The organism is Citromicrobium bathyomarinum, from assembly GCF_038594485.1.
In the GTDB taxonomy this organism is placed as follows: domain Bacteria; phylum Pseudomonadota; class Alphaproteobacteria; order Sphingomonadales; family Sphingomonadaceae; genus Alteriqipengyuania; species Alteriqipengyuania bathyomarina_A.
The window spans coordinates 419,074-434,290 of the sequence record NZ_JBCFZG010000008.1 but is presented as its reverse complement, the minus strand read 5'-3'; the positions used below and the strand labels follow the sequence as shown (position 1 = coordinate 434,290).

At 65.8% G+C, this 15,217-nt stretch carries 11 protein-coding genes; 9 read left to right on the top strand and 2 right to left on the bottom strand.

Annotation, left to right across the window (positions count from 1 at the left end; translation table 11 throughout):
• The first annotated feature begins 357 nt into the window (after positions 1-357).
• Together thrS and AAG591_RS14950 are read left to right on the top strand one after the other, a co-directional pair.
• On the top strand, positions 358-2,361 hold the full coding sequence (gene thrS / locus AAG591_RS14955; RefSeq protein WP_342532247.1) for a threonine--tRNA ligase: 2,004 nt from the start codon (positions 358-360) through the stop codon (positions 2,359-2,361).
• A 4-nt stretch (positions 2,362-2,365) separates the two neighbouring features.
• Positions 2,366-3,112, top strand: coding sequence for a sulfite exporter TauE/SafE family protein (locus AAG591_RS14950; RefSeq protein ID WP_342532300.1), 747 nt, complete (start codon positions 2,366-2,368; stop codon positions 3,110-3,112).
• Between the two features lie 159 nt (positions 3,113-3,271).
• On the opposite strand, the gene AAG591_RS14945 is transcribed toward AAG591_RS14950, so the two are convergent.
• A complete protein-coding gene (locus AAG591_RS14945; RefSeq protein ID WP_342532246.1) occupies positions 3,272-4,264 on the bottom strand; it encodes an agmatine deiminase family protein in 993 nt (330 codons plus the stop codon).
• Between the two features lie 19 nt (positions 4,265-4,283).
• Positions 4,284-5,984: a M28 family metallopeptidase gene (locus AAG591_RS14940; protein WP_342532245.1), complete on the bottom strand. Its 1,701-nt coding sequence runs from the start codon at positions 5,982-5,984 to the stop codon at positions 4,284-4,286.
• Between the two features lie 107 nt (positions 5,985-6,091).
• Here AAG591_RS14940 and AAG591_RS14935 point away from each other — a divergent pair, with 107 nt between their 5' ends.
• From AAG591_RS14935 to AAG591_RS14905, 7 genes are all read left to right on the top strand, one after another.
• The gene (locus AAG591_RS14935; RefSeq protein WP_342532244.1) at positions 6,092-8,776 is read left to right on the top strand and encodes a bifunctional [glutamine synthetase] adenylyltransferase/[glutamine synthetase]-adenylyl-L-tyrosine phosphorylase; all 2,685 of its coding nucleotides are present in this window, start codon (positions 6,092-6,094) and stop codon (positions 8,774-8,776) included.
• A complete protein-coding gene (locus tag AAG591_RS14930; RefSeq protein ID WP_342532243.1) occupies positions 8,773-9,240 on the top strand; it encodes a peroxiredoxin in 468 nt (155 codons plus the stop codon). The genes AAG591_RS14935 and AAG591_RS14930 overlap by 4 nt, the downstream gene beginning before the upstream one ends.
• Positions 9,237-10,049 (top strand): ferritin-like domain-containing protein, encoded by an 813-nt coding sequence (locus tag AAG591_RS14925; protein WP_342532242.1) that lies wholly within the window; start codon positions 9,237-9,239, stop codon positions 10,047-10,049. The genes AAG591_RS14930 and AAG591_RS14925 overlap by 4 nt, the downstream gene beginning before the upstream one ends.
• Before the next feature lie 143 nt (positions 10,050-10,192).
• Positions 10,193-10,891, top strand: a complete 699-nt coding sequence (locus AAG591_RS14920) for a M23 family metallopeptidase (RefSeq protein ID WP_342532240.1) — start codon at positions 10,193-10,195, stop codon at positions 10,889-10,891.
• A gap of 122 nt (positions 10,892-11,013) precedes the next feature.
• Positions 11,014-12,528, top strand: a complete 1,515-nt coding sequence (locus tag AAG591_RS14915; protein ID WP_342532239.1) for an acyl-CoA synthetase — start codon at positions 11,014-11,016, stop codon at positions 12,526-12,528.
• Between the two features lie 129 nt (positions 12,529-12,657).
• The gene (locus AAG591_RS14910; RefSeq protein ID WP_342532238.1) at positions 12,658-13,305 is read left to right on the top strand and encodes an OB-fold-containig protein; all 648 of its coding nucleotides are present in this window, start codon (positions 12,658-12,660) and stop codon (positions 13,303-13,305) included.
• 45 nt (positions 13,306-13,350) lie between these two features.
• Positions 13,351-15,126: a flotillin family protein gene (locus AAG591_RS14905; RefSeq protein ID WP_342532237.1), complete on the top strand. Its 1,776-nt coding sequence runs from the start codon at positions 13,351-13,353 to the stop codon at positions 15,124-15,126.
• The last annotated feature ends 91 nt before the right edge of the window (positions 15,127-15,217 follow it).

Sequence of the window (15,217 nt, the reverse complement as noted above, 5' to 3'; positions counted from 1 at the left end):
CTCCTTGAACGGTTGGAAAGTACCCTTGTCATACACCCTCGAAGCGATATGTCAACCACACTTTCCATAAAAGAAAGCGAGCTTGCCATGATACGCGGGCTGGCCAATTCGGCGGTCCTCGCTATATTGGCGCCATGCGCAGGCTTCCCGTCACGACCACATCGACTACCACCACCTCGGGCAACCGGGGGCGGTCGGTCGCTGCGTGACGCGACCGTCGCCGCCCGGTTCGGGCGGTGGCGTTTCCTCCCGAACCGGATCTTCCCGCAAACGCCGCTTCACCCGCGCGCGCTGCTATGCAATGGCGCGCGCGAGCCCCGAACTTCACAAAAGAGGGGCACGGACGGACGAGAGACAATGACCGAACTGCTCAAGATCAGCCTGCCCGATGGATCGGTGCGCGAGATGGAACCCGGCAGCAGCCCGGCGGACGTTGCCGCGGCGATCGGCCCCGGCCTCGCCAAGGCGGCGCTTGCTGCGCGCGTGAACGGCGAACTGCGCGACATCAACCGCCCCTTCGACTGCGACAGCGAACTTGCACTGGTGACCAGCCGCGACGAGGAAGACGCGCTCGAACTCGCGCGCCACGACTATGCGCACGTGCTGGCAGAGGCGGTGCAGAGCCTGTGGCCAGGCACGCAGATCACCTTCGGCCCGGCGACCGACGACGGCTTCTACTACGACGTGAAGGCCCCCGAGAGCCGCGACCCGTTCAGCATGGACGACCTCCCCGCGATAGAGGAGGAGATGCGCCGCATCATCGCGGCCGACAAGCCGCTCAAGCGCGAAGTCTGGACCCGCGAGCAGCTTATCGAGAAGTGGGAGTCCGACGGCGAGACGTTCAAGGCCGAATGGGCGCGCGAACTGCCCGAGGACGAGGAACTGACCGTCTACTGGTCGGGCGACGACTGGCTCGACATGTGCCGCGGCCCGCATCTTGCAAGCACGGGCAAGCTCGATCCGCAGGCGTTCAAGCTGATGCGCGTCGCGGGTGCCTACTGGCGCGGCGACCAGAAGAATGCGCAGCTGACGCGCATCTACGGCACCGGCTGGCTCAACAAGAAGCAGCTCAACGCCCACCTGACGCGGCTGGAAGAAGCCGCCAAGCGCGACCACCGCAAGCTGGGCCGCGAGATGGACCTGTTCCACCTGCAGGAAGAGGCGCACGGCAGCGTCTTCTGGCACCCCAACGGCTATCGTATCTGGCGCCAGCTGGAAGCTTACATGCGCCGAAAGATGGACGGTGCGGGCTATCGCGAGATCAAGACCCCGCAGGTGATGGACGCGCGCCAGTGGGAGCAGTCGGGCCACTGGGGCAAGTATCGCGAGAACATGTTCGTCATCCCCGACGAGGTGCCCAACACCGACGATGAGGGCGACCTCGTCTCCAAGGACGCCGATTGGATGGCATTGAAGCCGATGAACTGCCCGGCGCACGTTCTCGTCTTCAAGCAGGGCATCACCTCCTATCGCGACCTGCCGATCCGGCTGGGCGAGATGGGCTGCTGCCACCGCAACGAACCGCACGGCGCGCTCCACGGGCTGATGCGCGTGCGCCAGTTCACGCAGGACGATGCGCACATCTTCTGCACCGAAGCGCAGGTGGTCGAAGAGGTACGCGCCTTCTGCAAACTGGCCGACCAGGTCTATCGCGACTTCGGCTTCAAGTACGAGATCAAGCTGGCGCTGCGGCCCGAGAAGCGGCTGGGCTCGGATGCCGATTGGGATCGTGCCGAGCAGGAATTGCGCGACGCGGTGGCCGAGGCTGGCATGGCGAACGAAGCCTATGGCTGGGAAGAATTGCCGGGCGAAGGTGCGTTCTACGCGCCCAAGCTCGAATGGCACCTGACCGACGCGATCGGCCGTACCTGGCAGGTCGGCACGATCCAGGGCGACCGCGTGCTGCCCGAAAGGCTCGATGCGACCTATATCGGTGAGGATGGCGAGAAGCATCGCCCGGTCATGCTCCACCGCGCGATCTTCGGTTCGTACGAGCGCTTCATCGGCATCCTGATCGAACACTTCGCCGGGCGTCTGCCCGTGTGGCTCGCGCCGGTGCAGGCGGTGGTCGCGACGATCGTTTCAGATGCAGACGATTACGCGAAGGAAGCGGTGGCCAAGCTGGAAGCCGCGGGCATCCGCGTCGACAGCGATCTGCGCAACGAGAAGATCAACTACAAGGTGCGCGAGCATAGCCTTGCGAAGGTTCCGCACCTGCTGGTGGTCGGCAAGCGCGAGGCGGAGGAAGGCACCGTCGCGGTGCGCACGCTAGGCGAGAAGGACCAGCGCGTGATGAGTCTCGACGAAGCGATCGACATGCTCCGCGCAGAGGCGACCCCGCCGGACCTCAGACAAGGCTGATCCGCTGGAAATTCTCACCGGATTTACCCTGCTGCAGCTAGCGGCGGCGCTGACCACGGGGCTGGTCGCGGCGTTCATTCGCGGGCTGGCGGGTTTCGGCCTCGCGATCATCCTCGTGCCGGTGCTGGCGCTGGCGTTAACCCCGGTGGAGGCGGTGCTGACCACCAATGTGGTCGCGCTGCTGATCGGCGGGCTCGAACTGCCGCGCCTGCTGCGCGAGGCGGAGCGCAGCGTGTGGACGATCATCGCGGTGGTGCTGGTGACGACGCTGCCGGGCCTCGCACTGCTGGCGGCAACTCCGCCCGACATTGCGCGCCTGCTGATCGCGCTGGTGGCATTGTCGGCGTTCTTCGCGATTCTGTTCCCCGTTCGCGAACCCGAACAGCCGGGCATCGTAACGACCGGACTGACGGGCGCCGCATCCGGCATCCTGACCGGTTTCGCCGGCATGCCCGGGCCGCCGGTTGTGCCTTATTACGTCGGGCGGGCGATCCCTCGCCAGGTTGCCAAGAGTTCGATGATCCTGATCTTCACCTTTGCCGCCGCGATCGGAATCGGGTCGGGCGTGGCGCTTGGCCGGATGCACTGGCGGCTCGCGATCCTGGGGGCGATGCTGCTGCCCATGGTTATCTTCGGCACGTGGCTTGGTCGCAAGGCGGATGGCCATGTGTCGGACCGCGCGTGGCGGATTTTCGTGGGGCTGGTTCTGGGAGCTGCTGCGCTGGCCGCGCTCGCAAAGCTGGCGCTCTGAGGCGTCAGCCGAACGGTACGAAGCGTTCCGCCACGATCAGCGCAATCGCACAGGTGCTCACGATGATCGTGCGCGCCATGTCGAGCGTTTCGATCCGTCGGGTGAGGGCGATAGCGCGGGCCATGGCCTACAGTCTCGCGCCCCCGGGTAAACAAATTCTTACCGGTCTGCCGGCATCTGCATGCTGGCGCAGTGAAAGCCCCCACCACCCGCAAGAACGCCGAGCATCGGCAGGCCGATGGCGGTGCGGGTGGGAAATAGCGCGTCGATCGCGGCCACAGCGTCTTCGTCCTGCGGCACGCCAAAGGTCGGCACAGCGACGATCGCGTTGGCGATCAGGAAATTGGCGTAGCTCGCCGGTTCGACCCAGTCGCCTCGCGTGACGAGGCCGGGAGAGGGGATCGCGGCGACAGTAAGACCTGCGGTTTCGAGCCGGGCCTTCGCGTCCTGATAGACTTCGCGATTCGGATCGTGAGCGCCTGCGGGTTCGGCGAGCGCCACGGTATCTTCCGACACGAAGCGCGCCAGATTGTCGACATGCCCGTCGGTGTGATCGTTGAGCAGCCCCTCGCCAAGCCACACCACCCTGGTCAGTCCGAGGTCGCTTGCGAGCCGCGCTTCGATCTCCTCGCGGCTTAGCTGGGGATTGCGGTTGGGGTTGAGCAGGCATTGCTCTGTCGTCAGCACCGTACCCCGGCCGTTGGTGTCTATGGCCCCGCCTTCGAGTACCCAGTCCGGCTGGTCGAGCGCCAAACCCGCCTCCTCCGCCAGTTCGGCGCCAATACTCTCGTCGCCCGCCATCAGGTACTTGTCGCCCCAGCCGTTAAAGCCGGGACGGACGGCGGAACGTTTGCCCGCACGATCTACAACGATCGGACCGGTATCGCGCAGCCATACATCGCCATAGGTCCGCCGTTCCAGCGTAACCGCCCCACTTACCAGCGCCCGCGCGCGCTTCTCGTTCGCCGCATTGCGCACCAACAGGCGAACCTCCTGCCCGCTTTCGGCGACCGCATTGGCGAAGCCTGCGATCTCCTCCTGCGCCTGCGCGAGCGCGCCGCCCCATTCGTCGGGATCGTGCGGGAAGCCGATCCACAGCCACTCTTGCGGAGCCCATTCGGCGGGCAGCCGCACCTTACCCACGCCGGTCATGCGCTCGCTCCGCGGACAATCAGCAACCCTTGTTGGTGGCGGCGCAGCTTTCGTCGCGGATGCCGCGGAATTCGTCGCCATCGACCCAGTTTGGCCAGCTGGTCGACATCGCCATCATCCGTCCGAGCCGGTAATAGAGCTGCAGGTCGGCCATCACGCCCGACCAGTCCCAGTTCTCGTCGAACTCGTCTTTCGGCCCGTGATAGCGGTTGTCGCGGTAATCCTTCGACACCGCCTCGCCCGCGTCGCGACCGCCCTCGACCAGGTCTTCGCCGCCGTCGATATAGAGCATCGGCACGCCCTGCTTGGCGAAAGAGAAGTGGTCGGACCGGTAGTAGTAACCTGCCTCGGGCGCGGGATTGGGCGTGGCGACGCGGCCATCGGCCTTCAGCGCGGCGTCGAGGAACTTGTCGAGCTGCGACTTGCCCGGGCCCACCACGGTCACATCCTTGCTCGGCCCGGCGATCAGGAAGGCGTCCATGTTCACCCCGCCGACCGTCTGGTCGAGCGGGAAGACCGGGTTCGACGCGTAATAGGCGGAGCCGAGCAGGCCCTGCTCTTCCGCCGTCACGGCCAGGAACACCATGCTGCGATCCGCTGCGCCGGCTTTCGCGTTCGCTTCCGCGAGCGCGACCAGCGCGGCGGTGCCGGTGGCATTGTCGACCGCGCCGTTGCAGATGTCGTCGCCGTCGTCGGCGGGCGTGCAGCGTCCAAGGTGATCCCAGTGCGCGGTGTAGAGCACGTATTCGTCGGGGCGCTTGGTGCCCGGCAGGATGCCGATCACGTTCTGCGACATGTATTTGCGCGTCGCGTTGTCGAAGCTGGTGGATGCCTCGACCCCGAGCGGGACAGCCTTGAAGCCCTCCTTGCGCGCGGCTTCCTTGAGCTTGCCGAGGTCCTTGCCTGCCGATTTGAAGATCTTCTCGGCGACCGAGTTCTGGATCCAGCCGTTCATCTCCGTCGGCATGGGCGCATCCTCGCCGCGCTGCGGATAGGCCTGCGGGCCCGACCAGCTGCTTTCGACGACGTTCCAGCCGTAGGAAGCCGGTTCGGTCTCGTGGATGATCAGCGCCGCGGCAGCGCCTTGGCGGGCGGCCTCTTCATACTTGTAGGTCCAGCGCCCGTAATAGGTCATCGCCTTGCCGTTGAACGGCCCTTCGAGATCCTCGGCCCCGAAATCTGCATCATTGACGAGGATGACCGCAGTCTTCCCCTTCATGTCGATGCCTTCGTAGTCGTTCCAGCCCTTCTCGGGCGCGTTGATGCCGTAGCCTACGAACACCAGCTCGCTGTCGGCGAGGTCGGTTTTCGGCGTGTCGCGATAGCTGACGCCGACCCAGTCCTTGCCGTAGTCGAACGCCATCGGTTCGCCCTTGCCGCCCGAGATGGTGAGCGGCTCGAAATCGCTGCCGGTAATCTCGATCAGCGGCACGTCCTGCGTCCACGATCCGTTATTGCCGGGCTTCAATCCGGCTTCCTCGAACCGCTTCTTGAGATATTCGACGGTCATCTCGCCGCCCTTGGTGCCGGGCATGCGGCCTTCGTATTCGTCGGTCGAAAGCTCGCGCGTCACATCCATCATCGTGGCTGCGGAAATATCGCCATCGGCGACTTCGGGAATGTCGAGCGCGGTATCGTCGTCGCCACCGCCCGACAGCGCGGCGGCATCGCAACCGGCGAGGGTTAGGGCGAGCGTGGCCGCAGCAAGAATGCGTTTCATCACAGAAGTCTCCGGGGATTGGGCGTTGCCGCGCTTGTTGCAAACCCTGGCCCCAAGGGCAAGGGAGCGCGCTTGCCACGCCGCCGCCGCGCAGGCAGGGCGGAGCAATGCCAGGCGATTGGACCAATGCTATCGAGCGGGCGCGCGACAACGCGCCGTTCCTCGCACGCTGCCTCGACCGGCTGCCCGACCTTGCCGCGTTGCTGGCGGCGGGCGATGCCGAGGCGGCGTTCGACTATTGCGCGCACGCGGGCGACGGGGCCGAGGTTGGGGTCGCGCTGCGCCGCGAAAGGCTGGCGCTCGCGCTGACGCTGGCGATCGGCGATCTGGCCGGGGCCTTCACGCTCGACGATGTGATGAGCCGCCTGTCCGCCTTTGCCGACGATGCTCTGGGCCGCGCGATCGCCGAGGCGGAGAGGGTGCGCACCGGGATAGACAGCACCGACGGCTTCTTCGCGCTCGCGCTGGGCAAGCATGGGGCGTGCGAGCTGAATTACAGTTCGGACATCGACCCGATCCTGCTGTTCGACCCGGACGTGCTCGTATCGGGGGAGCGCTCCACGCCGCCCGAAACCGCGCAGCGCATGGCGCGCGATATCGTACGCCTGCTGTCCGACCATACAGAGGAAGGCTACGTGTTCCGTGTCGACCTGCGGCTGCGCCCGGCGGCGGAGATCACGCCGCTGGCGGTCTCGGTCAACGCAGCGGCTTCGCATTACGAAAGCGCCGCGCTGCCGTGGGAACGCGCCGCCTTCATCCGCGCGCGCTCTGCGGCGGGCGATATTGCCCGGGGCGAGCGTTTCCTTGCGAGCATACGGCCTTTCGTGTGGCGGCGCAGCGTCGATTTCGGCGCAATCGACGACATCGCGCAGCTGCGCGTGCGGATTCGTGAGGCTTACACTGGCGAAACGAAGCTCGGCCCGGGTTTCGACCTGAAGCGCGGACGCGGCGGCATTCGTGAGATCGAGTTTTTCGCCCAGACGCACCAGCTGATCCATGGCGGCCGCGATCCGAAATTGCGTAGCAGCGACACGCGCGCGGCGCTGCAGGCGCTCGCGCGGGCGGGGCTGGTGGAGGGGGAAACGGCGGATCGGCTCGCCGCTGCCTATGCCCGGCTGCGGGTCGTGGAACACCGCATCCAGATGCTCGAAGACCGGCAGACGCACGAGATCCCCGACGGCGACGCACTCGAACGGCTCGCGCGTCTCGATGGCTTTGCCGATGGCGCGGCGCTGCTGGCCGATCTGGAGCCGCACATCGCCGCCGCCGAGCAGGCTTTCGACCGGCTGCTCCAGTCGAGCGAGAGCGGCGATGCGAGGGATCGCCCGGTCAGCGAACTGGTCGCGGCGAGCCCGCTTCCCGACGCTGAGGAGATGTCCGCGCGGGTGACGGGTTGGCTCGACGGCCGGTACCGCGCGCTGCGCGGCACCGATGCGCAAACTGCCTTCCGCCGCATCCTGCCGCCCCTGCTGGCGGCGCTTGGGCAGTCGCAGGAGCCCGATCGTGCGATCGTGCGGCTGGAGCGGCTGCTGGAGGCCTTGCCGAGCGGGATCAACCTGTTCCGATTGCTGGAGGCGCGGCCCGGCCTGCTCGAACAGCTGATGGCCATCGTCACGCTGGCGCCGCCGCTCGCAGACGATCTCGCACGGCGACCGGCGCTGTTCGATGCGCTGATCGACCGTTCGGCGCACGACCTGCCCGAGAGTGTGCCCGCCCTCCAGCGCGCGATGCAGCGTGCCGAACCGCGCGGGAATTACGAGGCCTTGCTCGACCGGATCAGGGTGGTGACGGGCGAAGCGCGGTTCGCGCTAGGCGTGCAGCTTATCAGCGGGACGCATGATCCGCTGGACATCGCCCACGGTTTCGCGATTGTCGCAGAGGCGGCGTTGCAGACCGCGCTGGCCGGGACCGTCGCCGAGTTCGCCAAGACGCACGGCACGATCGACGGCAGCGAGATGGTGATCCTCGGCCTCGGCCGGTTGGGCGGCGAGGCGCTGACCCATGCCTCCGACCTCGACATCATCTACCTGTTCACCGGCGATCACGCGGCGGAAAGCGATGGCGAGAGACCGATGAGTGCCACGCGCTATTACAACCGCCTCGCTCAAAGAGTGGGCGCGGCGTTGAGCGTGCCGACTGCCGAAGGGCCACTTTACGAGGTGGACACCAGGCTAAGGCCGCAAGGCGCACAGGGGCCGCTGGCCGTGAGCGTCGAGAGCTTTGCCCGCTACCAGCGCGAATCGGCCTGGACCTGGGAGCATATGGCACTGGCGCGCGCGCGCGTGGTCGCAGGTTCCTTCGCGGCGCGCGCCGATGTGGACGACATCATCCGCGAAGTGCTGCTCGCTCCGCGCGATCCGGTGTCCTTGCGCGAGGATGTGCTGAAAATGCGCGCCGAGATGGCCCGCCACAAACCCGCGAAGGGCGTGCTCGATGTGAAGCTGATGCGCGGCGGGCTGGTCGATATCGAGTTCATTCTCCATTTTCTGCAATTGCGCGATCACATCGCGCTCGACCCGCGGCTGGCAAAAGCGTGCGCGACGCTGGTCCACGCGGGCACGCTGCCGCAGGCATTTTGCGAAGCGCACGACTTCCTGACCCGCCTGATCGTCGCCGCGCGCCTGCTGGCGCCCGATCTTTCGGTCCCTCCCGGCGATGCGGGTGCGGTTCTGGCGGAGGCGTGCGGGTGTGCCGACACCGATGCGCTCTTGCGCCGGGTGGACGAGGCACGGCAGGAGGTCGCGCAAGTCTGGCAGCTTATATTCGACGAGAAACTGGAGATCGACAGATGAGCGTGAGCGAAGGCGACACGTTGCCCGATATCGCGATGGTGCGGCACGACGGCGAAGAGGTGAAGCCCTCCGACTATCGGGGGCGCAAGGCGGTGCTGTTCTTCTACCCCAAGGACAACACGCCCGGCTGCACCACCGAAGCGAAGGATTTTTCCGCGCTGAAGGGCGCATTCGAGAAGGCGGGCGTCGCCTTGCTGGGGATCAGCAAGGATTCGACCAAGAAGCACCAGAACTTCATCGCCAAGCACGATCTGACGGTCGACCTCGCGACCGATGCGGAAGAGGGCGGGTTGTCGGACGAGCTGGGCGTGTGGGCCGAAAAGCAGATGTACGGCAAGACCTACATGGGCATGGTCCGCAGTACCTACCTGCTCGATGCCGACGGCAAGATTGTGCGCACCTGGCCCAAGGTGAAGGTGAAGGGCCACGCCGAAGAAGTGCTCGCCGCCGCACAGGCTCTGTGAGCGAGGGCGAACGTACCAGCCTGGCCCGCGCAATCCGCGCCGCGCTGCTCACCGGTCCGGCGCGCGCCAAGGTGTTCGCCGCACGACAGGTCGCGCGCGACTGGCGGTTGGGACGCCTCGCACCCGTGTTCGATGTGGAAATGCCCGATGCGCCGGCCCGCCCTGCGCGGCCCGAGCTCCTGGCGCCTTCGGCCATGCCCAAGCGCGGCAGGGGAGGCTCGCTCAAGGGGCGGATCGCGCTGTGGCATTCGCTGGCGCATATCGAGTTCGTCGCGATCGACCTCGCGCTCGATATGGTCGGACGGTTCGGCGCGGCGATGCCTCGCAGTTTTATCGACGATTTTTTAAGCGTCGCGGCGGACGAGGCGATGCACTTCGCACTGCTCGAACGGAAGCTGGCGTCGCTCGGTACCTATTACGGCGCGCTGCCCGCCCATGCAGGCTTGTGGGAGTCGGCTCGCAGGACCCGGCACGATGTCGGCGCGAGGCTTGCGGTGGTGCCGATGGTGCTCGAGGCGCGCGGGCTCGATGTTACTCCCGCCATGCTCGCACGCGTACGGGCGCAGGGCGATATCGGCGGCGCGAAAATCCTCGCACGCATTCTTGACGATGAAATTCGCCACGTCGCCATCGGTACAAGGCATTTCGTCGCACACGCAGAATCGGAAGGTATCGACCCGCCGGAACGCTGGCGAAGCCTGGTTAACCAGCATTTTGCAGGGTCGATTAAGCCACCATTCAACGACTCAGCGCGTTCGGCAGCCGGTTTATCGCGAGACTACTACGCAGCTATTGCCGCGGTAACCTGATGCTGGATAACCCTTCAACACAGACGGACGGGGATAGTTCCCGTCGAATTTGAAGGGTTTCGGCGCTCCACCGGATCGTAGGTGCGCAAGAGACCGGAACGGGCGGAGCGGTTCGCTTCGCCGACGACAGAGGGACGGACAACTTGCTGACCACTGATCGACTTTTCAGCCGTATCGCCATCGTGTTCGGTGCGGCCATCGCAACCGCCGCAGTACCAGCACACGCCAATTCCAGCTCAGCCGCCGCGGTCGACGTTACCGACGCGGTCGAGGAAGCGCAGAGCCCGCTCGGCAATGGCGACGCCCAGTTCCGCCAGCTCTTCGCCAGCTGGCAGGACCTCGACACCGAAAACGGCCAGCCGGTTGCCTTGCCGACCGTATCGGTTCCGTCGAGCATGCCGCTCGAAAACTTCCGCGTCAGCAGCAGCTACGGCATGCGCGACCACCCTGTCCTGCGCAAGCGGGCCCGCCATAACGGCATCGATCTCGCGGCGCCGACCGGCACGCCGATTTACGCGACCGCCGATGGCACCATCGAACGCGCCAACTGGTTCAGCAGCTACGGCAACTACATCCAGATCGACCATGGCAACGCTATCGAAACGCGTTTCGGCCACCTTTCGCGGATCGTGGTCAGCGACGGCCAGAAGGTCCGCAAGGGCGACCTGATCGGCTACGTCGGCTCGACCGGTCGTTCGACCGGCCCGCATCTCCATTATGAAGTCCGCATCGCCGGCAAGCCGGTCGATCCGCGCCCCTTCATGGTCGAAACCGAAGCGCAGGAAACCTTCCGCCTCGCGATGGGCCCGGGCGGTATCGGCGGCGGCGACGAAGACGAGTAAGCGCTCCCCCAAAAACCGATGAATTTCCGAAAAGGGCGGCGCGATGCGTCGCCCTTTTTCGTTGCGCGTTTTCGCTTGCCCTGCCGCCGACCATCAGAAAGACTGCGCGCCGGGAGAGAGACATGCATCCGATAAACCACGCGGCCACGCGGCCGGACCACGCGGCCATCATCGACGCGGCGAGCGGCAAAACCGTCACCTTCGGCGAAATGGACGCCTTCGCCAATCGGATGGCGCGCTGGCTGCGGGCCCACCGGGTCGAACACGGGACGCGGGTAGGGCTGCTGCTCGAGAACCGGCCGCTCTACCTCCAGCTGCTGTGGGCGACGCAGCGAATCGGCGCGATGTTGGTGCCGATATCGACCCGCCTTACCGCGCCCGAGATCGCCTATATCCTCGAAGACGCCGAATGCGCGCTGCTGCTGACTTCCTCGAAGTTCACAGAGGAGGTCAAGGCGCTTGAGCAGAGCGACATCGAGATCGTCGACGTCGATGCGGCGGCCTTTACCGATGACGTCGCCTCCCGCTCGCCCGAGATGGTGGAAGACCCCTCGCCGGGTCAGTACATGCTCTATTCCTCGGGGACGACCGGGCGGCCCAAGGGCATCGTGCCGCCCCCGCCACCCAGCGACGACATAACCGCACCCAATGCGCTGGTCGGCCTCGCGACGATGGGGGTGGGCATGCCGACCGACGGGAACATGGTCTACCTCTCGCCGGCGCCGCTCTATCACGCCGCGCCGCTGGGCTGGTGCAGCACGGTCCACCGGCTGGGCGGTACGGTGGTGATCATGGACAAATTCACGCCTGAGGGCGCGCTGGCCGCGATCGAGCAGTATCGCGTGACCGACAGTCAGTGGGTGCCGACGCATTTCGTGCGCATGCTCAAGTTGCCGGAGGATGAGCGTAGGCGGTACGACCTTTCCAGCCACCGGCGCGCAATCCACGCCGCCGCGCCGTGCCCGGTGCCGATCAAGGCGGCGATGATCGAGTGGTGGGGGCCGATCATCCAGGAATATTACGCCGGCTCCGAAGGGATCGGCATGTCGCTGGTCAAGAGCGAGGACTGGCTGGCCAAGCCCGGCACCGTCGGCCGGATGCTCTACGGCAAGGCGCATGTCTGCGGCCCCGACGGCCGCGAGCTGCCGCCGTGCGAAACCGGGCTGCTGTTCTTCGAGAACGACAAGCTGCCGACCTATCACAAGGATCCGGGAAAGACCGCCGAGGCGATGAACGAGCGCGGCTGGATGACGCTCGGCGATATCGGTCATATCGACGAGGATGGCTTCCTCTTCTTGACCGACCGGAAAAGCCACATGATCATCTGCGGCGGGGTCAACATCTACCCGCAGGAGATCGAGAACCTGCTGGTCGCGCATCCAGATGTGCTCGACGCGGCGGTGATCGGCGCACCCGACCCCGATCTGGGCGAGCGGGTGGTCGCGGTGATCCAGCCGGTCGACATGGAGCAGGCGGGCGAAGCGCTCGAACAGACGCTGCGCGACTACCTCGAACCCCAGCTCAGCCGCGTCAAAATGCCCCGCCAGTTCGATTTCCGCCCCGACCTGCCGCGCGAGGCAAACGGCAAACTCTACAAGCGTGAACTGCGCGACGAATACGCCCGAAAAGCGACCTGAAATACCCGTGAAACGTCCGGTTTTCCTAGGGTTTGGGGGCCGTTCATGCTAATATCCGGGCATGGATAAGAACAAGAAAACCGGCTCCGTCGGAGCCTTCTGCATGGCGATTATTTGCGGGGGTAATTCATGATGGAATTGCTCCAGAGCCATAATATCCCGTTTCTCGCCGCGCTGGTGTTGATGGTCATGCTGGCAGTCAGCCAGGTGCTCGGCCTGGGAGATGTTCTGGGAGGCGATGCCGACATCGACCTCGACACGGACGCCTCGGCAGGTGACGCCTCATCGGGCGAGCTTGGCTTTCTCGGCGGCTTGCTGAGCCTGCTGGGGGTGGGGCGCGTGCCCTTTCTCATCTGGCTCGCGCTGCTGCTGTTCGCTTTCGCGCTGATCGGCATCTCGCTGCAGGCGTTCAGCGCCGATCTGCTGGGCGACGTGCTTCATCCGGCGCTCGCTGCGGTGCTTGCAGGCCTGTTTGCCCTGCCGGTGACGGGTGTGATCAGCCGGCCCTTGGGCGCGATCCTGCCGGGCGACCGCACCAGTGCGGTGCCGGTGTCTTCGCTGGTCGGCCGCATGGCGACGATCCAGATCGGCACATCGCGCGCCGGATCGCCGGCAAGGGCACGCGTGCTCGACCAGTTCGGCCAGACCCACCTTGTGATGGTCGAGCCGCACGATCCTTCTGCCGAGCTGGCGGCCGATGAGGAGGTCCTGCTCGTCCGCCGGGACGGGAACACATTCTACGCCGAGAGGCGCGATAACCCCCTGCTGTCTCTCTAGGGCGCGGCGCGGGCCATCCAACCAATCATCGATACAGGAGAGACTATGCAAGATCTTTGGACCGTTCTCATCTTCGCAGGGGCCGGGTTTTTCGTCCTGCTGATCATCGGCTTGACGATCACAAGACTGTACAAACGCGCATCGAAGGAAACCGCCTTCGTGCGAACCGGTGTCGGCGGCGAGCGCGTGGTGATGAACGGGGGTGCGATGGTGCTGCCGGTGTTCCACGAGACCATGCCGGTCAACATGAACACGCTGGTGCTGAGCGTGGTGCGCCGCGACGGCGAGGCCCTCATCACGCTCGACCGGTTGCGGATCGACGTGAAGGCGGAATTCTACGTCCGCGTAAAGCCGGATGCGAATGCGATCGCGATGGCCGCGCAGACGCTGGGCCAGCGCACCATGCAGCCCGAAATGCTCAAGGATCTGGTCGAGGGCAAATTCGTCGACGCGCTGCGATCGGTCGCGGCGGGCATGACCATGAACGAGTTGCACGAACAGCGGGCGGACTTCGTGCAGAAGGTGCAGCAGGTTTCTTCCAACGATCTCGCGATGAACGGGCTGGAGCTCGAATCGGTCTCGCTCACCGGGCTCGACCAGACCAGCATCGAGCATTTCAACGCGAACAACGCCTTCGACGCCGAAGGCCTGACCAAGCTGACCGAGCAGATCGAGGCGCGCAAGAAACTGCGCAACGATATCGAGCAGGACACGCGCGTCCAGATGGAGAGCAAGAACCTGCAAGCCGACCAGCGCAGCTTCGAGATCAAGCGTGACCAGGAATACGCGCGGCTGGAGCAGGAACGCGAAGTCGAAATCCGCCGTGCCGCGCAGGCAGCTGAGATCGCCCGCGAACAGGCCGAGCGGACCCGCGAAGCCGATGCCGCACGGATCGAGGCGAAGAAGCAGGTCGACGCCCAGCAGATCGAAGCCGACCGGCTGGTGGAAGAAGCGCGGATCGACCAGCAGCGCGCGCTCGAGATTGCTCGGCAGGAACAGCAGATCGCGGTCCAGAACAAGAGCCGCGAGGAAAGCCAGGCCAAGGCCGAAGCCGACGAAGCACGCGCCAAGGCAGTTGCTGCCGAGGAACAGGTCTCGACCAGCCGCGCGACCGAGATCGCCGAGCGTGACAAGCGGATCGAACTGATCGAGGCGGCCAAGCAGGCCGAACGCGATGCGATCAAGATCCGCGTCGACGCCGAAGCGGAAAAGGATGCCGCGTCGAACCGCGCCGAAGCGATGCGCCGCGAAGCCGAGGGCGAGGCGGAGGCGGAGAAGCTGCGCGCCGAAGCCGCGCGGATCCGCTTCGAAGTCGAGGCTGCCGGTCAACAGGCGATCAACGAGGCGGCGAACCTGCTGTCGTCCGACCAGATCGGCCTGCAGACCAAGCTCGCGCTGCTCAAAGTCCTGCCCGAGGTCATCCGCGAAAGCGCCAAGCCGATGGAGGCGATCGATTCGATCAAGATCGTGCAAGTCGACGGGCTCACGCATGGCGGACGCTCGGGCGGAGGCGCGGGCGCGGGCACGAGTGGCGCTGGCGGCGGCAACGGCAACCTGGCCGGCGATGCGGTCAATGCCGCGCTCGCCTACCGCGCTCAGGCGCCGGTGCTCGACGGGCTGATGAAGGAACTCGGCCTCGACGGGTCCTCGCTCGGCGCGCTGGTCGAAGGCGCTGCCACCGGTTCGTTGGGCGAAGCGCTGGAAAAGCAGTCGCAGCCTGACGCGGAGGCTGCCGAACCCAAGCAGACGAATCGCGAATCGGCCAAGGCGCCAAAGACGCGTCCGTCCGATCCGAAGGAGGGCGCTGCCGAGAAACCTTGACCTGCGGTTACGCAGCGTCCGCATGGCGGGGGGTGACGGGGTGACACGTGTCACCCGGGTGTCACCCTGCGTATGCTGCGGGCAACTCGCT